The sequence below is a fragment of the Pseudomonas serbiensis genome (assembly GCF_030580745.1).
Classification (GTDB): domain Bacteria; phylum Pseudomonadota; class Gammaproteobacteria; order Pseudomonadales; family Pseudomonadaceae; genus Aquipseudomonas; species Aquipseudomonas serbiensis.
The window spans coordinates 49471-71086 of the sequence record NZ_JAUQOO010000003.1; the positions used below are offsets into that span (position 1 = coordinate 49471).

The following is a 21616-nucleotide window of genomic DNA, read 5'->3' on the forward strand; positions in this document are numbered from 1 at the left end:
ATTCGGTAACGATTAAAAATCGTCTTCGACCTGTCCATCCTTGACCTTGAATTCGCGGTTCTGCAAATAGGCGTTGCGGATGAAGGTGTATTTGTCACCGCTGACCATGCGCTCTGCCGACAGCAGGCTGGCGCGCATATCGATCAGGTCCGCTGCTCGCAGAGTATTGCGGGTTGGCACATGGTCGATGTAACGGTACGGTTCGGTGTAGGTATCCGGATATTTAGCGATGGCATCACGCACAGTGCTTGGGCCGAAGAACGGCAACACAACGTAAGGACCACTGCTTACACCCCAATACCCCAAGGTCTGGCCGAAATCTTCATCATTGCGCTGCAAGCCCATGTGGGTACCGACGTCAATGACGCCCAGCAGACCGAACGTGGTGTTGACGATAAGACGCGCAGTATCGACACCGGCAGCCGCTGGCTTGGCCTGCAGGATGTTGTTGGCCAGGTTGCTCACGTCACCGATGTTGTTGAAGAAGTTGTGTACGCCATCCTCGACGAACTGCGGTGCTATGTATTGATAGCCCTGCGCAATAGGCTTGAGAGTGTAGGTGTCGACAGTGTCGTTGAAGCGGAAAATGACGCGGTTGACGCCCTCCCACGGATCGTCCTCGGCAGCTTGTGCCACCACCGGAAGCGTGGCCAAACCCACACATACACACAACCGAGCCAGACGCTCGGCAAAGCCTGCACCAATCACGGGCATAGCTGAAACTCCTGATCAAGATTATGACGCGCTACTGCGAGCCCACACGCAAGGACGGGCAGTATAAAGCGTTCCGTTACAAATAAGTCAGATCTGTCAGTGCGCTGACAGTTTAAACGCAGTCACCACATAGTCATCTCAATGTCATAAAACCTCAGTAGCGTGCATGAGTATTTCAGAGAGATCACCATGCTCGCGCCGGTCGCCAACTCCCTGCCAGCCTTCCCTGCCCTGCTTTTCGGCCTTAGCGGCTGCCTGGTGGACTTTGGTGCGCAGGCAGGAATCAGAGCCCAGGAGCCGGACCTGGCTCTCGCCACTCCCGGCGCACTGGAGATTCTGCAAATACTGAGCAGCCAGGGCATGCCTTGCGCCTGGATCGATGAGTTACCCGAAAACCTGAGCCATGCGCTGGCCGAGACCGTCAGCGAGTGGATCATTCCCGCCCCCCGACCCACCACCAAGTGGCCTGCCCCCGACGCCTGCTGGCTGGCCCTGATGGCACTGAAAGTGGACCAACTGGACGGTTGCGTCTTGATAAGCGGCGACCCGCGCCTGTTGCAATCAGGCCTCAATGCCGGGCTCTGGACCATAGGCCTGGCATCCTGCGGCCCATTGTGCGGCCTGTCTCCCACGCAATGGCAGGCCTTGAGCGATATCGAACGTGAACAACGCCGCGCCCACGCGACACTCAAGCTCTATGCCCAAGGCGTGCATTCGGTCATTGATCATCTGGGCGAACTGGAGTCCTGCCTTGCGGATATCGCCTTGCGCCGCAGCAAAGGCGAAAAGCCCTGATACACATCATGCAGGCAGCTCTGGAGTGGATTAGTCTTAAGCTGTCATGGACCTTTCAGTCGCTATAACAGTCCATGAAACAGACTTATCAACGAAGGAGCACGCCATGCCTGCCCGCGAACTGCAAGAACAACTCAATACCCTGCGCGAGCAACTGGAGCATAATCCGCCGCTGTCCGAAGCCGAGCGTGTCAATCTGCATGAGCTGATGGAACAGATTGAAACAAAAATCCAGCTGGAAAGCGTCACTCAGGACGCAAGCCTGGCAGATGGCGTCAATCTCGCAGTGGAGCGCTTCGAGCTGGAGCACCCGGCCATTGCAGGAACCCTGCGCAATATCGTGCAGACCCTGGGCAATATCGGGATCTGATCTGTAAATTCATTCGCGAAAATGCCCGTTCGCGAATGAATTCTCTCCCACAGCGGTTTGTACAGGTTATTGCCGGGCCAGTCGGCGGTTGTCGACCTGCAATGCTTCAGTGCTGCGATAGGGGTTGATATCCAGCCCGCCACGGCGCACATAACGCGCATAGACCGTCAGTTTTTCCGGCTTGAGCAAACGCTGCAGGTCGAGAAAGATTCGCTCCACGCACTGCTCGTGGAAGTCCGAGTGCTGGCGGAAACTGACGATGTAAGCCAGCAGGCTCGCATGATCCAGCGCCGCGCCACGATATTCCACCACCACACTGCCCCAGTCCGGCTGACTGGTCACAGGGCAGTTGGACTTGAGCAAATGGCTGTGCAGGCTTTCCTCGATGACACGGGAATCGTCGCAGCGCAGCAACTCGGGTTGCGGGTGGTCATAACTGGCGATGCTCACATCCAGATCGTCGATGCAGGCACCCGGTAACATCGCCACACCTTCGCTCTCGATTTCCGCCAGACTGCTGATGCGCACACCCACTGGTTTGCCTGCGGCTGCCGACAGATCCTTTTCAAGCGTCGCCCGCAACTGGTCACGACTCTCGAACGAGGTCTGGTTCAGCGAATTGAGGTAGAGCTTGAAAGACTTGGACTCGATGATATTGGGCGAGTCGGCCGGAATACTGAACTCGGCAATGGCCACGACCGGTTTCCCCGAAGGCAACAGCCAGGACAACTCATAGCAATTCCAGAAATCGACACCCTGATAAGGCAACGTCTGAGCCGTCAGCCCCAGCTCGGCCCACTTCGCAGTGCGCGGAATCGGGAACAACAGGGATGGCGTATAAGTGGCGATGTACTCACTGGACTTGCCCAGCGGTGAGTGTTCGGCTGCGGGATGCATGGCGATACCTGGAATCTCATGAATTAACCCGGCGAGTTTATAGGGTTTGCACCGGGCTTTCAGCGACAATATCCGCCGCTGGCTGGATTACAAGGCTGTCAGCTTCAACACCTGCACAGGCCGACGGGCTATAAAGCACGCATTGCAATGCACATGAGATCCCCATGAAATTACTGATCGTCGAAGATCAAGCCAGGACCGGCCACTATCTGCATCAGGGTTTGAGCGAAGCCGGATTCGAGGCGGAGCTGGCAAGCGACGGCACCCTCGGCCAGCAATTGGCCCTGAGCGGTGACTACGCACTGCTGATTCTCGACGTGATGCTGCCGGGGCGCGATGGCTGGCAGATTCTTGAAGCCGTACGCGCTGCCGGGCTGGAGACGCCCGTGTTGTTCTTGAGCGCACGCGATGCGATTGAAGACCGGGTTCATGGTTTGGAGCTGGGTGCCGATGATTATCTGGTCAAGCCCTTCGCGTTTTCCGAATTGCTCGCCAGGGTTCGCAGCCTGTTGCGCAGAGGCACCAGCAGCCCGGCGCAAACCCACCTGCAAGTGGCCGATCTGCGCCTGGACCTGATGCGACGCCAGGTGGAGCGCAGTGGCAAGCGTATCGACCTGACCGCCAAGGAATTCACCCTGCTGGAATTATTGCTGCGGCGCCAGGGCGAGATTCTGCCCAAGTCGCTGCTGGCCTCACAGGTCTGGGACATGCACTTCGACAGCGATACCAATGTGATCGAAGTCGCCATACGCCGACTGCGCCTGAAAATCGATGATGATTTCCCCGACAAGCTGATCCATACCGTACGCGGCATGGGCTACGTGCTTGAAGAACGCGAATCATGACAATGCGCCTGTCCTTTGACCGACTGTCATTGCGCAGCCGTCTGGCGCTGCTGTTCGCCGCCTGCACCGCAGTTGTTTCACTGACCGCCGGGATCGTGTTCAACCATGCCAGCGCCACACACTTTGTCGAACTGGATCAACAGTTGCTGGATGCCCGGCTGGCCAACCTGCGCGGCACGCTGCACGGAGCTGAAACCCTCGAAGCATTCACACAGCGTAAAGAACACCTGCTCGCCGACCTGAACCATCAACCGGACCTGACAGTTCGCATCAGCGGCTCCGACGGCCAGACATGGTTTGACAATACGCCGCCGTCATCACAGGCCCCGCCCCAGAGCTCAGGCCTGCACACGCTGCACAGCGATCAGGCGTCCTATCGCAGCTTTACGGCGAAGCTACAACCCGGCTCGACACACTCGCCACAGGTTACGCTGCTGCTGGATATCACTCACCATCAGCACTTTTTGCAACGCATGCAGCATTTGATCTGGCTGACCGTCGGGCTTTCGGCACTGGCCACGGCCCTGCTGGGTGCCTGGGCCACACGCAGCGGGCTGAAGCCGCTGCACAGGATGAGCGCCGTTGCCGCTGGTGTGTCGGCCAGCTCATTGACCACTCGCCTGCCCGAAGCAAACATGCCCCGCGAACTGGCAGAGCTGACTCGTGCGTTCAATGCGATGCTGGCCCGTCTGGACGATGGCTTTCAGCGTCTGTCGGCCTTTTCCGCCGATATTGCCCATGAGCTGCGCACACCTCTGTCAAACCTGTTGACCCACACTCAGGTCACCCTGACCCGAACGCGCTCGCTGGAAGATTATCGCGACGCGCTGGCGGGCAACCTCGAAGAGCTGCAAGGCATGGCGCAAATGGTCAATGACATGCTGTTTCTGGCCAAGGCCGAACACGGCCTGCTCATTCCTGCTCGCGAGAGGCTGGCTCTGGAGGATGAGGTCGATGCCGTGCTGGAGTTTTTTGCAGCGCTGGCGGAAGACAAGAACATCAACCTGTCCAGGCAAGGCCATGCGAACGTGACCGGTGATCGGACAATGCTGCGTCGTGTGCTTTCCAACCTGCTGGATAACGCCTTGCGCTTCACTCATTCAGGCGGCTACATCAGGATCGACCTGCACGAATCGCCAACCGGCATTGCGCTGAGCGTGGAAAACAATGGCATCTGTATAGAACCCGACGCCCTGCCCCGGCTTTTCGACCGTTTCTATCGAGCTGACCCGGCACGTCAGGAAAGCAGCGAACATGTCGGGCTGGGGTTGGCGATTAGCCAATCGATCATCCGGGCGCATGGAGGGTCGATCAAGTGTGAATCCGCAGAGGGAATAACACGCTTTCGGGTGGAGTTTAACTCTCACACTGTAGGAGCGAATTCATTCGCGAAAATGGCTATTCGCGAATGAATTCGCTCCTACGGGGATTGATTATTCGTAGCGTAGCGCATGCGCTGGCTGCACCTGTGCAGCACGCCAGGCCGGGTAGATGGTGGCCAGAAAGCTCAGGATGAAGCCGGCGCTGCAGATCAGCACCACATCGCCGCCCTGCAACTCCGAAGGCAGGTTGCTGATGAAATACACGTCGGAACTGAAGACGTGCTGGCCGCTGACCCGCTCGAACCAGCCCACCAGACTGCTGACGTTCAGCGCGGCAATCACACCCAGCACGCCGCCGATCAGGGTGCCGACGATACCGATCACCGTGCCCTGAACCATGAAGATCGCCATGATCTGCCGTGGTGTAGCGCCAATGGTGCGCAGGATTGCGATATCCGCACCCTTGTCGTTCACCACCATGATCAGGGTCGCGATGATATTGAACGCCGCTACGGCAACGATCATCAGCAGCAACAGGCCGATCATGGTCTTTTCCATTTTCATGGCACTGAACAGGCTGCCCTGGGTGTGGGTCCAGTCATCGGCACGATAATCGGCACCCAGGCCGGAGGCGATGGCGGTTGAAACCTGCGGCGCCTTGTACAGGTCCTTCAACGCCAGACGCACGCCCTGCACCTGACCGGGCTGCCAGCGTTGCATCTGGGCGGCGTCGGCAATGTTGATCAGCGCCATGGAGCCATCCAGCTCGGCCCCGACCTTGAACACGCCCACCACGGTCAGGCGCTGCAGGCGCGGCGTGATGCCGCCCGGCGCGCTGCTGACTTCAGGCACGATCAGGGTCAGCTTGTCGCCCACGCTCAAGCGAAAGCGGCGAGCGGTGATATCGCCCAGCACTACGCCGAACTCGCCGGGTTTCAGGTCCTGCAGGTTGCCGCGAGTAATGTGCTTGGTGACGATGGAAACCTGATGCTCAAGCGCAGGGTCGATACCGCTGACCTGGATCGGCTGCATGGAGCCCTTGTAGGACAGCATGCCTTCCATCTCGGTCAGCGGCACGGCGGCCGTGACTTCAGGGTTCTTCAGGGCCGCGTCGGCCAGCGGCTTCCAGTTGTCCACCGGCTTGACGCCAGCGATCATCGCATGGGGCACCATGCCGAGAATCCGTGAACTCATTTCACGCTGGAAACCGTTCATGACCGACAGCACCACGATCATTGCCAGCACGCCCAGCGCCAGACCGATCATCGAGGTCATCGAGATAAACGAGATAAAGCTTTTACGGCGTTTTGCGCGGGTATAGCGCGCGCCGATGAAGATGGATAACGGTCTGAACATTCGCGGAGCACCGTAGAAAAAAGTGAAGGCCCCGACGCGATGACTTGCGTCGGGGTGGGTGAATCAGCCAGCGACGAGACGACCGTCTTCCAGGCGCAGGACACGATCCATCTGCCGGGCCAGGTTCATGTCGTGGGTCACCACCAGAAACGCCGTACGCGACGAAGTGCTCAGTTCGCGCATCAGGTCCTGAATACCCTGAGCCGTGTGATGGTCGAGGTTGCCGGTCGGCTCATCGAGCATCACCAGCCCTGGCTGGTTGACCAGCGCACGGGCAATCGCCACACGCTGACGCTCACCACCGGACAACTCCGATGGCTTGTGCGCCAGCCGATGCCCCAGGCCTACGCGCTCCAAAAGTGCCGTAGCTCGCTGACGGGCTTCGGGAATCGGTGTGCTGCCAATCAACAACGGCATGCACACGTTCTCCAGCGCGGTGAACTCGGGCAACAGGTGGTGGAACTGGTAGACGAAACCCAGAGCCCGGTTACGCAACAGGCCGCGGGCCTTTTCATTCAGTGCCGACAGCTCTTCCCCGGCCAGCCAGACGCTGCCCTCGGTAGGCGTGTCCAGGCCACCAAGCAGGTTGAGCAAGGTACTTTTCCCCGAGCCCGAGCTGCCGACAATCGCCACGCGCTCACCCGGATGCAGCTCAAGCTGCAGGCCGGACAGCACCACAACAGACTCCGGACCTTCCTCGTAGGACTTACCCAGGTTACGGCAACTCAATACAGCTTTATCTAACATGCCCGACTCACTCATAACGTAACGCCTCCGCAGGCTGGGTGCGCGCCGCACGCCAGGCTGGATACAGGGTGGCGAGGAAACTCAGGGCCAACGCGGCACCGCAGACCTGGAACACATCCTGGGCCATCAGTTGCGAAGGCAGGTAATCGATGAAGTACACGTCGGCGTTGAGAAACTTGTGGCCGATCAGGCCTTCAAGCGCCGAGATCGCCGAACTGACATTGAGCGCCGCCAGAATACCCACCGCCGCGCCGATCAAGGTACCGACCACGCCGATCACAGAACCCTGCACCATGAAGATGGCCATGATCTGCCGTGGCGTGGCGCCCAATGTGCGCAGGATGGCGATATCGCCTTTCTTGTCGTTGACCACCATGACCAGCGTGGAAATGATGTTGAACGCCGCCACCGCAACGATCAGCAGCAACAGCAGGCCGATCATGGCTTTTTCCATACGGATCGCCTGATACAGATTGCCGTGGGTGCGGGTCCAGTCACGGGAGTAGAAATTGTTCTCGCCCAGCTTCTGGGCGATTTCCCAGGAAGTGCGCGGCGCGGCAAACAGGTCATCGAACTTCAGGCGCAAGCCCTGGACCTGCTCAGGCTTCCAGCGATGCAGACGCCCCAGATCCTCAAGGTTGGTCAGGCCCAGGTAGCCGTCCAGCTCTCCGGCGCCGACATGGAAGATGCCGACCACTTCAAAACGCTTCATGCGCGGGAACATGCCGGCAGGCGTGACCGTGACTTCCGGGGCCACGAAGGTCAGCTTGTCACCGATGCCGACACCCAGTTTGGTCGCCGCCTTGTCGCCGATCACAATGCCGAAACTGCCGGGTGCCAGACTGTCGAGCTTCCCCTGTTTCACAAAGTTGTCGATGATCGAAACCTTGCGCTCCTGAGCCGGGTCAATACCGTTGAGCAGCACTTTCTGGACCTTGCCGTCATTGGTCAGCAAACCCTGCATCTGGGTGAATGGCGCAACCGCCAGCACCTGCGGGTTTTCCTGGACCCTGGCAGCCAGGCCTTGCCAGTTGCCGATCGGCTCACCCGATTCGATGGTGGCGTGAGGCACCATGCCCAGCACGCGGGTACGCATTTCGTGATCGAAGCCGTTCATGACCGATAACACGACTATCATCACCACTACGCCAAGCGCGAGGCCGATGATGGACGTCAGGGAAATGAAGGAAACAAAATGATTACGTCGTTTTGCACGGGTGTAGCGCGTGCCGATAAATACAAAAAGAGGTCTGAACATTTAGGGAATTGTTCGCAGGAATGGGGACGTCCGTGTGGCGGGCCTTGATGTGCAGCTTTACACTCGAAACTCTCTGACCACAGCAGCTACCATGGGTTCGCCATGTCGACATTAGATGAAGAAGAACGCCGCGAATACTACCGTATCGAAGACAGCGTCGCACTGGAAATTAACCCTCTGTCACAGGCAGACCAGGCGAGCCAGGAAGCCATACGCGAGACTTCGGCCCTGTTCGATCTGCTCAGCGAACTGCATGTGAACGAGTTCGAATCACAGCATCTGCTGCGTCAGCTCGACGAGCGTGACCGGGTGCTCAACAGCTTTCTCAAATCGCTGAACAAGCGTATCGACCTGCTGGGCCGGGTTGTAGCCCATACGGCACTGGGCAGGCTTGGCGCACCGCAACCGGTGAATATCTCCGAAGGCGGCCTGCGTTTCACCTCCAGTCAGCGTTATACCCCCGGCGAAGAGTTGTCGATCAAGATGGTGTTGATGCCCCAGGCTGCGGGCCTGATGATGAATGCCACTGTCATTCACTGTAACACTCTGGAAAACGGCGAATACGAGACAGGCACCAAGTTCATGGACCTGCCCGACGCCCAGCGCCAGTTGCTCGCACGCCATATCCTGCAACGCCAGGCCCAACAACGTCGCCAGGCACTGGAACAAAGCGTTCCACCCAAGACCTGAGCATGTTCATGCTGCAAATAGCACATTCAATGTAATTGGCGCCTTTGAGGCCAGGAGTAAATGTGACCCTTATCTACGGCCACCGCGGCGCCAAGGGCGAAGCACCGGAAAACACCCTGACCAGCTTTCAGGAATGCCTCAAGCACGGCGTACGCCGTTGTGAGCTGGACCTGCACTTGTCTCGCGACGGGGAACTGATGGTCATCCACGACCCGACCCTGAAACGCACCACAGACCGGCGCGGCAAGGTCAACGAACATCTGGCCGCCGACCTTGTGACCTACGACGCCCGCAAGGGCGGTCCTGGCTGGGTCACGCCCTGCCCTATCCCGCATCTGGAAGAACTGTTCGAGAAATGCGACTTCGAGCACTGGCAGCTAGAAGTCAAAAGCGCTTCACGCACCCGCGCCGCCAACACAGTGCTGGCGATTCGTGAACTGGCTCAGCGCCATGGCTTGCTGGATAAAGTGACCATCACCTCAAGCTCTCGGGAAGTACTGCGCGCCGCAGTGGAGCTGACGCCGGACATCAGCCGCGGGCTTGTCGCCGAATATGCCTGGCTCGACCCGTTGAAGGTCGCCCAGAGCTATGGCTGCGAGATTCTGGCATTGAACTGGACGCTGTGTACCCCGGAACGCTTGGAGAAGGCCCAGCGTCAGGGTTTGCATGTGTCGGTATGGACCGTCAACGAACCTGCGCTGATGCGCAGGCTCGCCGACTTCGGCGTAGACAGCCTGATTACAGACTTTCCCGGTTTGGCCAGCGCCACCCTCGAGAATCGCTGAAATCGGTCTCCCCGGCCGGCTCAGGCCACCGGCCGGAGCCGCTTAAAAAAGCCGGTTCAGACCATCGTAGGCTGCTACCCGATAGGCTTCTGCCATGGTCGGGTAGTTGAAGGTGGTGTTGACGAAATACTTGATCGTATTCGCAGCACCTTCCTGGTTCATGATCGCCTGACCGATGTGCACAATCTCCGAAGCCTGGTCACCAAAGCAATGCACGCCCAGGACTTCCAGGGTTTCGCGGTGGAACAGGATCTTCAGCATGCCGACCCGCTCACCGGAAATCTGCGCACGGGCCATGCCCTTGAAGAACGCCTTGCCGACTTCGTAAGGCACCTTGGCCTGGGTCAGCTCATGCTCGTTCTTGCCGATCGAGCTGATCTCGGGGATCGTGTAGATCCCGGTCGGCACATCGTTGACATAACGCCAGCTGCCGTTGTCCACCAGGCTGCCCGCCGCCGAACGCCCCTGGTCATAGGCAGCACTGGCAAGGCTCGGCCAGCCGATGACATCGCCTGCACCGTAGATATTGGGAACGCTGGTGCGATAGTTTTCGTCGACTTCGATCTGGCCGCGGCCGTTGGCCTTGAGGCCAATGTTTTCCAGCCCCAGCTTGTCGGTGTTGCCCGTACGGCCATTACACCAGAGCAAGGCGTCGGCCTTGATCTTCTTGCCGGACTTGAGGTGCAGGATCACACCGTTATCCAGACCCTCGACCTTCTCGTACTCTTCGTTATGGCGAACCATCACGTTGTTGTTGCTGAAGTGATAACTCAGCGCCTGGGAAATTTCCGAATCCAGGAAGCTCAGCAACTGATCGCGGTTATCCACCAGCTCGACCAGCACCCCAAGGCCACTGAATATCGAGGCGTATTCGCAGCCGATCACGCCAGCACCATAGATGATCAGCTTGCGCGGGGTATGGCCCAGGCTGAGGATGGTGTCGCTGTCATAGATACGCTTGTGGCTGAAATCGATATCGGCAGGACGATAAGGACGCGAACCGGTCGCGACGATGACCTGATTGGCCACCAGCTTTTCGACGACGCCGTTGGCGCACACTACATCGATGCTGTTCTCATCGGAGAAGCTGCCGGTGCCGAAGAACACATCGACACGGTTGCGAGCATAGTAGCCAGTACGCGAGGCCACTTGCTTGGAGATGACGATTTCAGCGTTTTTCAGTACATCCGGAAACGAAAACCAGCGCGGCTCGCCAATGGCCCGGAACATCGGGTTGGTGTTGAAGTGGATGATCTGTTTGACAGCATGACGCAATGCCTTGGAAGGAATTGTGCCCAGGTGAGTGCAGTTACCACCGACTTGCCGACGGCTGTCGACCATCGCAACCTTGCGCCCCGCCTTGGCGGCATTCATTGCCGCGCCTTCTCCGGCTGGGCCGGAACCCAGTACCACTACGTCGTAGTTGTAGACAGCCATGCGTACTCCTTTAGAACATACCGAGGCGCCACTCTGGCATCTCTGGCTAAATCACTGGCGCAGTCTAGCGCTGCACTAAGGGGGCGAACATTACCCCTTGGTCGCGTTGAAGGCCACTTTTGTCTGCTCGGCCTCATCGCAATCCCTCACTTTCAATCATGAATTCATTGCGATTGCACGGTACACAGCTGATCGAACGCCGGGTTGCTGCGAATGATAAAACGCTTATCGGCGCGAATCACAAAAAAAGCAGCGATTTGATGCTGCTGTGCGTAATCCCACCCCCGCTCCGGCCCCAGAATCAGTAACAGCGTAGACAAGCCATCGGCCATGAGCGCCGAAGGATGAATCACCGTCACCGATGCCAGATCATGATCGATGGGCGCACCGGTCAGGGCATTGAGGGTATGGGAATAGCGCCGTCCCTCACGCTCGAAGTAGTGCCGATAGTCCCCGGAGGTCGAGACGCCACAACCGTCCAGGGCAAAGATTTTCTGCGCGATCTGTTGATCGTCGCGAGGCGCTTCAAGGGCAACCCGCCACGCCGAACCGTCGGGCTTGCGCCCTTTGGTCTTCAACTCGCCGGTGACCTGCACCAGATAGTCATGTACGCCCAGCTCATCCAGCCGGGCGGCGATACGATCCACCGTATGGCCGGCAGCCATGCTGCTCAGATCCACTTCCACGGCAGCATCCTTGCACAGACGCCGGTCATCGACGCTCAGGTGTCGATAGCCCACGCGCTCCAGAGTCCGGGCCAATTGACGGGGCGTCGGCACCTGTTCAGCCCTGGACTGGGGGCCGAAGCCCCAAAGGTTCATCAGGGGCAGGACTGTCAGATCAAAGCCCCCGTTCGTTTCACGGGACAGATGCTCACCGACACGAATCAGTTCCAGCACCGCAGGCGGCATAAGCTGACAGTGATTGGCCGGCTGGACATTGAAGCGTTCGATATCCGAGTCGCTGCGCCAGGTGGACATCTGTTGATCGACCTCGGCCAGTATCGCTTCGACTTCAGGCCGAACCACACCCACATCCGGCTGACCAGCGTGACGCACATAGCTGACCGAATAACCGCTGCCCATCGTCGGCCCACCAAAGCTCTGCAAGACAGAGCCTGAATCACAGCCAGTCATGAACCCCGCAAACAGTGAAAGCCCAAGCATGCGCAGCAACAGGCTCATGGAGCCAGCACCAGAAACAGACGCTGGGCGATCTCCTTGCCGATGGCGCTGCGATAGATATTGACCACGTCCTTTGCTCCTCCAGAGGCTTTGATCAGCGATTTGTAGCCCAACAGGCGCTGCTCGGGCAGTTTCAGATGAGCCGCCGTGAATGCCTGAGCAGCATCGGTTTCGTTTCTGTAGTGAAAATGCGCCCACCATAGCAAGCGGTTGTCCTTGTCACGAATCGCATACTCTTGCAGGAAGTCATCAAGCCTGGCGCCCGACATGTTTTTCCTGCCTTCGAAAGATGAAATGTTTATTTCGCCCTGGCGGTGCAGATAGCTGATCCGAGCGGCTGTCGGTGGCTGAGCCTTGATCATCGAGATACGCAGGCTGCGCCCCTCGGCAGTCAAGCGGGTGGCGGCATCGCGCAACTGTGCCGCGCTTGCGCTCAATTGCTGAGGCAGGTTTTCAGATATCCCTGCGCTATCGGTCATTTGCTCGGCAAGCGCCGTCAACTTGCCCGCCTTCAAGACAAGGATATCTTCGATGTCTTCAGGCTCGTACCCACGTATCGATTGCTGACGAGCCTTTTCGAGCGCCGGTTCTACCTCCAGCAGAAGTGTCCGGGCACGCCTTTGCAGCTCACCTGCCGACGTCGGCCGTGCAGTGGGCGTCGGTTTCTCGGGGGTTACGGTTTGAATTTCCACCCATTGGCCATCGGCATGCCGGTGCCACGAGCTGATGACCTGGCCCGTCTGCGCATTCTTGATATCGGCAACTTCGCCGGGAAAACTCCTTTCACCCTGACGGACATGCCCGACAAAGGAGCGATGATTGCGCGTCCTGATGACTTTTTTGTAGAGCTGCTCGACCCGTGGCACATACTCGACCAGCGCAGGCGAAGGCTCGATATTTTCCTGGATCAACTTCGCAAGCTGGGCCTGGGTCGTCTCGCACAGCGCATTCAACTCGGCCTTGAAGTTCTCCAGGTACTGGACTTGAACACCCGTAAACTGCGCGGCATCGACATCGTCAGCGATGCCCCTGGCTTTCTGGTACTCGCGCAAGACACTTTCCAGAACGTCAATCCGCTCGCTCAGTGAATAGTCGTTGGGCCTTTCAAGCTCGGCATGGGAAGCGAACGCACCATTCAGATCCATGTCGGTACGCAATGCCTTGAAAGGACGAAACTCCTCATTATCGGCAATGTGCTCTCTACTGAAACACAGCTCCAGGAACGACATCATGTGCTGGATTCGCCACTCCAGGCCGGAGAACAATTTTCCCTCATACAACGTCGTGACCTGCTTGCGCCAGAACTCTTCGCCAACTTTAGGCACTGCGCGCAACCGCTCCCAGAACGCTTCACGGATCTGCGACCAGCGCATGCCTTTTTCCTGCCGGCTCAGCAGCGACTTGAACATGTTCAGGTAGATCTCGACGTCCTGATCCGAAACGATACCTCCGGGCCTGGCCATTTTCGCGAGTTCGGTGTTGGCCACAACGCCGTTTTCAGCCGCCAGCCGGCCTTCCAGAAACTCCAGGTAGATCGTGACCCGCGCGATATCCTGTGCCATATGCCGCTCAGGCGGTCGATCTCCGACTCTCAATTGCTCCCAAAGGCTCATCCGCTGCTTCAACAACTCGACTTCTTCGCCCATCACCTCTTCGAGGCGGTCGAGAAAAAGCTGTCGCACCTCACCGGTGGCCGTATTCAAGTGCGTGTTGTAACCCATGATCCTGTTCACCAGATCCGTCTCGCGGCGATCAAGCTCTGCGAGGCTCTGATTGATACGGGTCAGGTTTTCTGCGTTCTCCCGGGCAAGCTTGCGAATGTTTTTCTTCGGCGCGCCACCCCGTAGGTGCAGTGACAAATCCAGGTGCCAGCCTTGGCCATCATGCCTGAGCCACGGCCCCGCCATCGCGGGGTCATCGGGCCGCACGACCCGGACTTCATCGCCTTCGACCATGACCCGGAACAGGTCGCTACCGACCCTGGCCAACCAGAGCCCATTGAAGTCATAGAGACCGGCATAGGGCCCGGAAGCAAGCGGCTTGCCGGTAACCGTTGCAGGCCAGATCTTGAATTTTTCCAGTTCCAGACGTTGCGTCCCGCTGAGCCGGCTGCCGGGTTGCGACCAGGAAAAGTCGAGCACCGTCCGGGGTTCCTCCAGCAGACGGTCGGCAACCAGAGGGGCCTGAACGACCACCAAATCGGTCTCAACCGGCTCTGCCAGCATCCGATGGCCTGCAAGCATGTTCACGGATGCAAGGTTATGAGAGGAAATCCCGGAATGGAGCAAGACCAGTGAGATATCGAGCAGCAGCCCGGCAAGCTGTGCCGAGTTCCCTTCGTCCGCAGAGACGGGGCTGGCAAGCTGCTGGTTGATTCCGGACAGCAATTGCGCGAGCCACAAGGCATTGGCAACAGGTCCACTGAACAGAGGCAACACGGTATTAAGCAACAACCAGCCGCCTTCCTTGAACAGCGCCCAGCGACTTTCGGCATTGGAAACGGCATTGCGGTCGGCCAGTTCGATCAACGCCCGGGCATTGGCACTGAACAGGCCAGACATGATGTCTCCCTTGAGTACATCACTCCCCAGCACGGCTGGCTGAGGCTTTTCCAGCGGCGCGAAATCCGAGCCCAGGCCAAAACGGGTGACATGCGGTTCCTCAAAACCGCCATTGGCATACACGGGGCGGGCACTGTCGCTCAGCCAGACCAGTATGTCGTTCTGCAATGCACCGGGTTGCCTGACCGCCGCAAGCAGCGCCGACCAACTGGCAAACTCGATCAGTGACTTACGGGCAAAGGGCCGATAGAGCACATGCGGCCCGAAAGCCGTGTCCAGCGGTCCGATCACGAACATATTGCCTACGGCATCGGCCCGGTGCCCCGGCTGACGAACGAAAGCCAGTGGCCGCAGGACTATTGGCTGAATGCCAACGCGCCGCTCGGCCACGACCGTTTGCATGATCGCGCAGACAGATCGATAGCCCTTCAGGCTCAGCTCGCCCTTGATCTTCTGCTCCAGTGCCTGCAAAGGCAGCTGGAGACGCAATTGATCGGCAAACAGTCTCTGACGCCGTTGCGCCTCGGCGGTGTCTGTCACCAGGTAGCGCTTGAGCAGATCCGGATAGACCTGGCCAATATCAACGCGCACGGTGAGTGCTTTCAGATAATCCGCCGTCATCCAGTGCGGCAGTGTTTTTCCATCCGTGCGATGGACCGTGATTTCTCCTGCGGGCAGGCCGGAGAGATTCTCCAGGGCAAACTCGGGAAATGTCATGAGCACCGGCTCAACGCTTCCCGTTGCAAAGGGCTGACCTCCTCCTGACACCGTTGCAGCGGTAACCTTGTCGATTCGTATCTGAATCTGATGGGGCAGAAAGTCCACTCCGTCAAGGTGATCCTGAGCGATGGCAATGGCCAGGGATCGGGATGCGAACTCAAGAATCGGTGGCAGCCCGTCATTGAATGACTTCCCACGAGAGCGCTTCTGCGTCACTGCCAGAGCACTCATCAGGCGACTGTACTGGTTGCGGTCCGCCTCCTGCGCGTTTTTCATCCATAGAGGCAAACGCTCGATGCCCAGTACGGAGGGCTGACCGGATGTCAGATCATCCCCATCGAAGAGTGCGCAAACGTCGGTCAGTGCCGCCAGAGCATGCTCCAGACGATCAAGATCATAGGCCGGCTCACTCGCGAGCCCTTGCACCCCCATCAACTGGTTTTCCAGAAGCGCCATCGCCAGAACGCTGAAAATATCATCTTCAGGTTCATGAGCCGCCCACTGCACCTCTGCTTCATTACCCTGATCGGCAAGCAGATGCCCCAGGCTTCGCTCCCAGGCACTCAACGACGACCAGCTCTGGCAAAGGCCTGACAATTGATACATCAGAACCTGCTCATGGCCTTCGCGAATGCCGAAAACGACCAGAGCCGGGAGTATCACTGACCCGCTATCAACGCCTTTGATTCGCAGACGAACAATACAGGCGCGTGGCAACGGCTTTTGTACGGCCAAGCGTTCGCGCTCGGCCTTTTCTGGAAACAGGGCGATATCTCGCAGCCACTCCCGAACGCCCGACGCCTGCGGACGCGAAGGCATTGCGCCCAGGCCATCGAGTAATGCCTGCCTGATCAGCCTCGCAAGCCAGTCCCAGCGACTGTTGCAATCGACATGCTCACCGCTGCATTCGCTCCAGTAATTGACCAGTGCCTGTTTCACGTTCTCGAACAACCCGAGCGCCAGTCGATTCACCAGCGCACCAAGACCGGGCATGTCCACAGGCAATGCGCCTGAAGCACCCATCAGGGTATTTTGCTCGTTGGTCCACTTCACGCTGGACTGGGCAGCGAAATGCTCCAGCAGACAATCGAGGAGTGTTTTCGCCTCGCCCGACGCAGGCAATGAAGCGTCTGCGGCGGTTGAAACACGGGAAACGACAGCAACCCGCGGGTCGATATGCAGTGTCGGGTATAGCTCGCGCAGTTCCTGGTGCAAGGTGGTAGCAGCGACCCCGCGCAAGGTGGGACGCGCGGCAAATTGTTCTGCAACATCGAATGCAATAGTCATATGAAATCCAGCTCACTTGTTTGAATGGCTGCCCTTCAAGCTAAAAGCCTGGGCGCTATTTCAATGAGCTAAAGCCATATGCCCCCTCCCCCGGACATAAACAAATACCGCATGCAGCCATGGCCCAACGCCCTCTGAAAAACGGCTGTCACGTGACATAAAGTTGTTTTCGGACTAATTTACACATATGGTTACAATTATGCTTCGTGCGCAGGCTTGAGCCTTCGCCGCTGCAAAGCAGGACATAAATACAACGATTTCCCCCTAGCTAGACAGCCTAAGTGAGTATTTCCAATGGCCTCAAACACAGGCAAGGGCAAGGCGATTTTTCGCGTTGTCAGCGGTAACTTTCTTGAAATGTTCGACTTCATGGTCTACGGCTTTTACGCCACGGCCATTGCCAAAACCTTCTTCCCTGCCGACAGCGCATTCGCGTCCCTGATGCTTTCGCTGGCCACTTTCGGTGCCGGCTTCCTGATGCGTCCGCTGGGTGCGATTTTCCTGGGTGCCTACATTGACCGTCACGGTCGTCGCAAAGGGCTGATCATCACCCTGGCGCTGATGGCGCTTGGCACAGTGTTGATCGCCTGCGTACCGGGTTACGCAACGCTGGGCGTTGCCGCGCCCCTGCTGGTTCTGCTGGGCCGCCTGTTGCAGGGTTTCTCCGCTGGCGTTGAGCTGGGTGGCGTTTCGGTGTATCTGGCGGAAATTTCCACGCCGGGCCGCAAGGGTTTCTTCGTCAGCTGGCAGTCCGCAAGCCAACAGGCAGCCGTGGTTTTCGCCGGCCTGCTGGGTGTTGGCCTCAACCACTGGCTCAGCCCGGATCAGATGGGTGAATGGGGCTGGCGCGTGCCGTTCCTGGTGGGCTGCCTGATCGTGCCGGCCATCTTCATCATTCGCCGTTCGCTGGAAGAGTCGCCGGAGTTCGAAGCTCGCACACATCGTCCGAACCTGAGCGAAGTCATGCGCTCCATCAGCCAGAACTTCGGGCTGGTACTGGGCGGTATGGCGCTGGTGGTCATGACCACTGTTTCGTTCTATCTGATCACGGCCTATACGCCGACCTTCGGCAAGAACGAATTACACCTCTCGGACATCGACAGCCTGCTGGTGACCGTTTGTGTGGGTGTATCCAACTTTATCTGGCTGCCGATCATGGGTTCGTTTTCCGACCGCATCGGCCGCAAGCCTCTGCTGATCGCGGCAACCGTGCTGGCCATCGCCACGGCCTACCCTGCCCTGTCGTGGCTGGTCGCTCACCCGAGCTTCGGTAACCTGCTGATGGTCGAGCTGTGGTTCTCGTTCTTGTATGGCTCATACAACGGCGCCATGGTTGTGGCCCTGACCGAAATCATGCCTGTAGACGTTCGCACCACCGGTTTCTCCCTGGCCTACAGCCTGGCGACCGCGACTTTCGGTGGTTTCACGCCAGCGGCATGCACCTACCTGATCCATGTGCTGGATAACAAGGCCGCGCCAGGTATCTGGCTGACCGGCGCCGCCATCCTGGGCCTGGTTGCAACGCTGGTGTTGTTCCGCAAAGGCGGACATAAACTGCAAGCCCCGGGCGCTGCGGCCACTGCCTGATTCAACGCCTCACGCAACATAGCTTCAAGCAATAGAGAAATGCCCCGACCCTGTGCCGGGGCATTTCATTTTCAGGCCTTCAACTTCCACGGCTTGAAACTCAGCCACAGCAATACACCCGGCAGTTGCAAGGCAATCATGAGGCCCAGTGACCACTGATACGCCTCGATCGGATGCCCTGCCCCCTCGGCCACGGGCCATAGATTCAGCACGATCCCCATCAGCCATTGCAGGAAAAACGCGAGAACGAACACCACCAGGTTGAAGGACGAGCTCACGCGCCCCGCCAACTCGGGTGAAACCGACTGGGCAACGATGGCGTAGTTCATGGTGGTGGACGTGCCAAAAAAGCTGAAACCCATGGCAATCAGGTACGGCGAAACCGGCAGGCCGCTGGCCATGAGCATCTGGAAGGCAATAAAGATCACCATCCCGGCACCACAGACCATGATCGGCTGCACCCCGAAACGGCGCAGATAGTCAGTGATCATGCCAAACGCCAGAGAACCGGCAACCATGGCAACAGTGCCGAACAGCAACACACTGGCCATGCCTGAATCACTCAGACCGGCCATATCACGCAACCATGGCCCCATCCACAACGACAGCACCGACATGTAAATGGCATGGGCGAATACCGAGTACAGAGCCAGGCGCCAGAAGGTCCATGACGAATAGAGCTTGCCCACGGCAGCGAACATGTCGGAGTAACGTGCGCTCTTGGCTTCGTAAGTGCGGGGAACGCTGACGTGAATGATCACGGCGACACAAAAAGTCAGTAACGCCAGAATCAGAAATGCTTCACGCCAGGTGAACCAGTTGAGCAACACATGCAAGGGCGTCGTGGAAGCCATGGCCCCTAGCCCGCCAATCGACAGCAGGCAAGCCGTACTCAAGGGCAGACGCTCAGGTGGCAACCAGATGGCGCAGGCCTTGATGGCGCTCATCAGCGACCCCGCCACACCCAGGCCGATCAGACCACGGCCAATCAGCAGGCCAGCCTCGGTACTGGAGACGCTGAAGATGATCGAGCCAAGCACCGCGAACAGCAGCATCGGAGCCTGCACACTGCGAGGGCCGTAACGATCGAGCATGACCCCCAACGGAATCTGAGCCGCCGCGAAAGTCAGGAAATAAGCCCCCGTCAACAATCCCAGGCTACTCGCTGGCAAGCTCAGGTCAGCTTGCAGGTCGACATAGATCACCGCATTGACCGTACGGAACATGTACGAAACGAAATGGCCCAGGCCAAAAGGGATAAAAATCGTCAGAAACAACAGGAAGAAACTGCTTTTGAGCTGTTTCTGCGAACGTTCCATCGTCGAACCACCGCTCATCAAGCGACTCTCCATAAACAAAACGGGCCGAAACCTGTAGATACAGGATTCGGCCCGTTAGAGGAACTGCCCGGCAGAACCGGGCAATTACATCATTACTGTGGAAACGCTGGCGGGTTGACGCCGGCAATATCTTCCATGACGCGGACAACCTGGCAGCTGTAACCGAATTCGTTGTCGTACCAGACGTACAGAACAACGCGGTTATCGTTGACGATGGTTGCTTCGCCATCCACAACACCGGCGTGACGTGAGCCGACGAAGTCGGTGGAAACCACTTCCTGCGAGTTGACGAAATCGATCTGCTTGTGCAGATCCGAGTGCAGCGCCATGTGACGCAGGTACTCGTTCATTTCTTCGCGGCTGGTGGCTTTCTCAAGGTTGAGGTTGAGAATGGCCATGGAAACGTTCGGCGTCGGTACGCGGATAGCGTTGCCGGTCAGCTTGCCAGCCAGTTCAGGCAGGGCCTTGGCAGCAGCAGTGGCAGCACCGGTTTCGGTGATGACCATGTTCAGCGCAGCGCTACGGCCACGACGATCGCCCTTGTGGAAGTTGTCGATCAGGTTCTGGTCGTTGGTGTACGAGTGAACCGTTTCAACGTGACCGTTGACGATACCGAACTTGTCGTTGACGGCCTTGAGCACCGGCACGATGGCGTTGGTGGTGCAGGACGCAGCGGACACGATCTTGTCGTCGGCAGTGATTTCACCGTGGTTGATACCGTGCACGATGTTCTTCAGCTTGCCTTTGCCTGGTGCAGTCAGAACGACGCGGTCGATGCCAGGGCAGGCCAGATGCTGGCCCAGGCCGTCGGCATCGCGCCATACACCGGTGTTGTCCACCAGCAGAGCGTCCTTGATACCGTACTGGGTGTAGTCCACCTCGGCAGGGTTCTTGGCGTAGATGATCTGGATCAGGTTGCCGTTGGCAGTCAGGGTGCTGTTGGCTTCGTCGATGGTGATGGTGCCGTCGAACGGACCATGTACCGAGTCACGACGCAGCAGGCTGGCACGCTTGACCAGATCGTTTTCCGCGCCTTTGCGGACAACGATGGCGCGCAGGCGCAGGCCTTCGCCGCCACCGGTCTTCTCGATCAGGATACGGGCCAGCAGACGACCGATACGGCCGAAACCGTAAAGCACGACGTCGGTGCCTTTGGCAGGAGTGGCGTTTTTCTTGCCAACCACACTGGCCAGCTCTTCACGCACGAACTGCTCGGCGGAACGGCCATTGCCTTCGGCCTTGAATTTCACGGCCAGCTTGCCCAGGTCCACCGAAGCGGCGCCCAGCTCAAGCTCGCTCATCGCCTTGACGAGCGGGAAAGTCTCGTGCACGGACAACTCAAGTGCGTCGGACTGGCGATGACGCGCAAAGCGGTGAGCTTTGAGAATCGCGATGACTGAACGGTTGATCAGGCTGCGGCCATAGATCGAACTCACCACATTGTTATTGCGGTAGAGCTGGCCGATAAGCGGAATCATCGCCTCGGCGAGCGCTTCACGATCGATCCATTCACCAAGACACTGGTCGGGCTTCTGAGTCACGGGAACCTTCCACATGTAGGGGCTGAAAAAAGGGGCTACATTATGCCGCCGCCTTTGTTTATGAGCAATGCGCCGTTGTCAGATCGATGCGCACTACATTTGTTCCCCATACACGCAGGAAATTGCCGGGCCAGGCTTTTTATGCTTCAAGCTGAGCTGAAAACTGACAGCCACCACCTT

General features: G+C 58.4%; 17 protein-coding genes. 7 read left to right on the forward strand and 10 right to left on the reverse strand.

The window, feature by feature from the left end:
• Window positions 1–12: 12 nt before the first annotated feature.
• Entirely contained in the window at window positions 13–714 is a 702-nt protein-coding gene (locus Q6A51_RS05140; protein ID WP_201002677.1) for an MlaA family lipoprotein, read from the reverse strand.
• A 189-nt stretch (window positions 715–903) separates the two neighbouring features.
• Between Q6A51_RS05140 and Q6A51_RS05145 the strand changes: the two genes are divergently transcribed.
• Both Q6A51_RS05145 and Q6A51_RS05150 read left to right on the forward strand, forming a co-directional pair.
• Window positions 904–1509: an HAD family phosphatase gene (locus Q6A51_RS05145; protein ID WP_304574258.1), complete on the forward strand. Its 606-nt coding sequence runs from the start codon at window positions 904–906 to the stop codon at window positions 1507–1509.
• Window positions 1510–1615: 106 nt separating this feature from the next.
• On the forward strand, window positions 1616–1879 hold the full coding sequence (locus Q6A51_RS05150) for a DUF4404 family protein (RefSeq protein ID WP_201002681.1): 264 nt from the start codon (window positions 1616–1618) through the stop codon (window positions 1877–1879).
• A gap of 66 nt (window positions 1880–1945) precedes the next feature.
• Here the strand turns inward: Q6A51_RS05150 and queF are convergent, their stop codons facing one another.
• Complete coding sequence (gene queF, locus Q6A51_RS05155) at window positions 1946–2776, reverse strand: NADPH-dependent 7-cyano-7-deazaguanine reductase QueF (RefSeq protein ID WP_304574259.1); 831 nt, start codon at window positions 2774–2776, stop codon at window positions 1946–1948.
• A 164-nt stretch (window positions 2777–2940) separates the two neighbouring features.
• Here queF and Q6A51_RS05160 point away from each other — a divergent pair, with 164 nt between their 5' ends.
• Together Q6A51_RS05160 and Q6A51_RS05165 are read left to right on the forward strand one after the other, a co-directional pair.
• Window positions 2941–3621, forward strand: coding sequence for a heavy metal response regulator transcription factor (locus tag Q6A51_RS05160; RefSeq protein ID WP_201018577.1), 681 nt, complete (start codon window positions 2941–2943; stop codon window positions 3619–3621).
• A complete protein-coding gene (locus tag Q6A51_RS05165) occupies window positions 3618–5033 on the forward strand; it encodes a heavy metal sensor histidine kinase (RefSeq protein WP_304574260.1) in 1416 nt (471 codons plus the stop codon). The genes Q6A51_RS05160 and Q6A51_RS05165 overlap by 4 nt, the downstream gene beginning before the upstream one ends.
• Window positions 5034–5054: 21 nt before the next feature.
• Here Q6A51_RS05165 and Q6A51_RS05170 read toward each other — a convergent pair whose 3' ends face one another.
• The 3 genes from Q6A51_RS05170 to Q6A51_RS05180 form a co-directional block, all read right to left on the reverse strand.
• Complete coding sequence (locus Q6A51_RS05170) at window positions 5055–6299, reverse strand: lipoprotein-releasing ABC transporter permease subunit (protein ID WP_304574261.1); 1245 nt, start codon at window positions 6297–6299, stop codon at window positions 5055–5057.
• A gap of 63 nt (window positions 6300–6362) precedes the next feature.
• Complete coding sequence (lolD, locus tag Q6A51_RS05175; protein ID WP_201018574.1) at window positions 6363–7046, reverse strand: lipoprotein-releasing ABC transporter ATP-binding protein LolD; 684 nt, start codon at window positions 7044–7046, stop codon at window positions 6363–6365.
• A gap of 7 nt (window positions 7047–7053) precedes the next feature.
• A complete protein-coding gene (locus tag Q6A51_RS05180) occupies window positions 7054–8304 on the reverse strand; it encodes a lipoprotein-releasing ABC transporter permease subunit (protein WP_201002693.1) in 1251 nt (416 codons plus the stop codon).
• Window positions 8305–8406: 102 nt separating this feature from the next.
• On the opposite strand from Q6A51_RS05180, the gene Q6A51_RS05185 reads away from it, so the two are divergent.
• Window positions 8407–8994 carry a PilZ domain-containing protein gene (locus Q6A51_RS05185; protein ID WP_201002695.1) on the forward strand — a complete coding sequence of 196 codons (588 nt, stop codon included), beginning with the start codon at window positions 8407–8409 and terminating at the stop codon, window positions 8992–8994.
• Window positions 8995–9056: 62 nt separating this feature from the next.
• A complete protein-coding gene (locus Q6A51_RS05190) occupies window positions 9057–9779 on the forward strand; it encodes a glycerophosphodiester phosphodiesterase (protein ID WP_304574262.1) in 723 nt (240 codons plus the stop codon).
• A gap of 42 nt (window positions 9780–9821) precedes the next feature.
• Here the strand turns inward: Q6A51_RS05190 and sthA are convergent, their stop codons facing one another.
• From sthA to Q6A51_RS05205, 3 genes are all read right to left on the reverse strand, one after another.
• Window positions 9822–11216, reverse strand: a complete 1395-nt coding sequence (gene sthA, locus Q6A51_RS05195) for a Si-specific NAD(P)(+) transhydrogenase (protein ID WP_201002699.1) — start codon at window positions 11214–11216, stop codon at window positions 9822–9824.
• Between the two features lie 164 nt (window positions 11217–11380).
• Window positions 11381–12400: an FAD:protein FMN transferase gene (locus Q6A51_RS05200; RefSeq protein ID WP_304574263.1), complete on the reverse strand. Its 1020-nt coding sequence runs from the start codon at window positions 12398–12400 to the stop codon at window positions 11381–11383.
• The gene (locus Q6A51_RS05205) at window positions 12397–16968 is read right to left on the reverse strand and encodes a dermonecrotic toxin domain-containing protein (RefSeq protein WP_304574264.1); all 4572 of its coding nucleotides are present in this window, start codon (window positions 16966–16968) and stop codon (window positions 12397–12399) included. Before Q6A51_RS05205 ends, Q6A51_RS05200 begins: the two co-directional genes overlap by 4 nt.
• Window positions 16969–17262: 294 nt before the next feature.
• Here Q6A51_RS05205 and tcuC point away from each other — a divergent pair, with 294 nt between their 5' ends.
• Window positions 17263–18555: an MFS transporter gene (gene tcuC, locus Q6A51_RS05210; RefSeq protein WP_304574265.1), complete on the forward strand. Its 1293-nt coding sequence runs from the start codon at window positions 17263–17265 to the stop codon at window positions 18553–18555.
• A gap of 71 nt (window positions 18556–18626) precedes the next feature.
• Here tcuC and Q6A51_RS05215 read toward each other — a convergent pair whose 3' ends face one another.
• Complete coding sequence (locus Q6A51_RS05215; protein WP_304574266.1) at window positions 18627–19892, reverse strand: MFS transporter; 1266 nt, start codon at window positions 19890–19892, stop codon at window positions 18627–18629.
• Window positions 19893–19987: 95 nt separating this feature from the next.
• Window positions 19988–21451, reverse strand: coding sequence for a glyceraldehyde-3-phosphate dehydrogenase (locus tag Q6A51_RS05220; RefSeq protein ID WP_201002725.1), 1464 nt, complete (start codon window positions 21449–21451; stop codon window positions 19988–19990).
• Window positions 21452–21616: the final 165 nt, after the last annotated feature.

Bases quoted from the DNA above. Each gene is read 5' to 3' on its own strand.
- Q6A51_RS05140 (WP_201002677.1), bottom strand. From the start codon at position 714: ATGCCCGTGATTGGTGCAGGCTTTGCCGAGCGTCTGGCTCGGTTGTGT.
- Q6A51_RS05145 (WP_304574258.1), top strand. From the start codon at position 904: ATGCTCGCGCCGGTCGCCAACTCCCTGCCAGCCTTCCCTGCCCTGCTT.
- Q6A51_RS05150 (WP_201002681.1), top strand. From the start codon at position 1,616: ATGCCTGCCCGCGAACTGCAAGAACAACTCAATACCCTGCGCGAGCAA.
- queF (WP_304574259.1), bottom strand. From the start codon at position 2,776: ATGCATCCCGCAGCCGAACACTCACCGCTGGGCAAGTCCAGTGAGTAC.
- Q6A51_RS05160 (WP_201018577.1), top strand. From the start codon at position 2,941: ATGAAATTACTGATCGTCGAAGATCAAGCCAGGACCGGCCACTATCTG.
- Q6A51_RS05165 (WP_304574260.1), top strand. From the start codon at position 3,618: ATGACAATGCGCCTGTCCTTTGACCGACTGTCATTGCGCAGCCGTCTG.
- Q6A51_RS05170 (WP_304574261.1), bottom strand. From the start codon at position 6,299: ATGTTCAGACCGTTATCCATCTTCATCGGCGCGCGCTATACCCGCGCA.
- lolD (WP_201018574.1), bottom strand. From the start codon at position 7,046: ATGTTAGATAAAGCTGTATTGAGTTGCCGTAACCTGGGTAAGTCCTAC.
- Q6A51_RS05180 (WP_201002693.1), bottom strand. From the start codon at position 8,304: ATGTTCAGACCTCTTTTTGTATTTATCGGCACGCGCTACACCCGTGCA.
- Q6A51_RS05185 (WP_201002695.1), top strand. From the start codon at position 8,407: ATGTCGACATTAGATGAAGAAGAACGCCGCGAATACTACCGTATCGAA.
- sthA (WP_201002699.1), bottom strand. From the start codon at position 11,216: ATGGCTGTCTACAACTACGACGTAGTGGTACTGGGTTCCGGCCCAGCC.
- Q6A51_RS05200 (WP_304574263.1), bottom strand. From the start codon at position 12,400: ATGAGCCTGTTGCTGCGCATGCTTGGGCTTTCACTGTTTGCGGGGTTC.
- Q6A51_RS05205 (WP_304574264.1), bottom strand. From the start codon at position 16,968: ATGACTATTGCATTCGATGTTGCAGAACAATTTGCCGCGCGTCCCACC.
- tcuC (WP_304574265.1), top strand. From the start codon at position 17,263: ATGGCCTCAAACACAGGCAAGGGCAAGGCGATTTTTCGCGTTGTCAGC.
- Q6A51_RS05215 (WP_304574266.1), bottom strand. From the start codon at position 19,892: ATGAGCGGTGGTTCGACGATGGAACGTTCGCAGAAACAGCTCAAAAGC.
- Q6A51_RS05220 (WP_201002725.1), bottom strand. From the start codon at position 21,451: ATGTGGAAGGTTCCCGTGACTCAGAAGCCCGACCAGTGTCTTGGTGAA.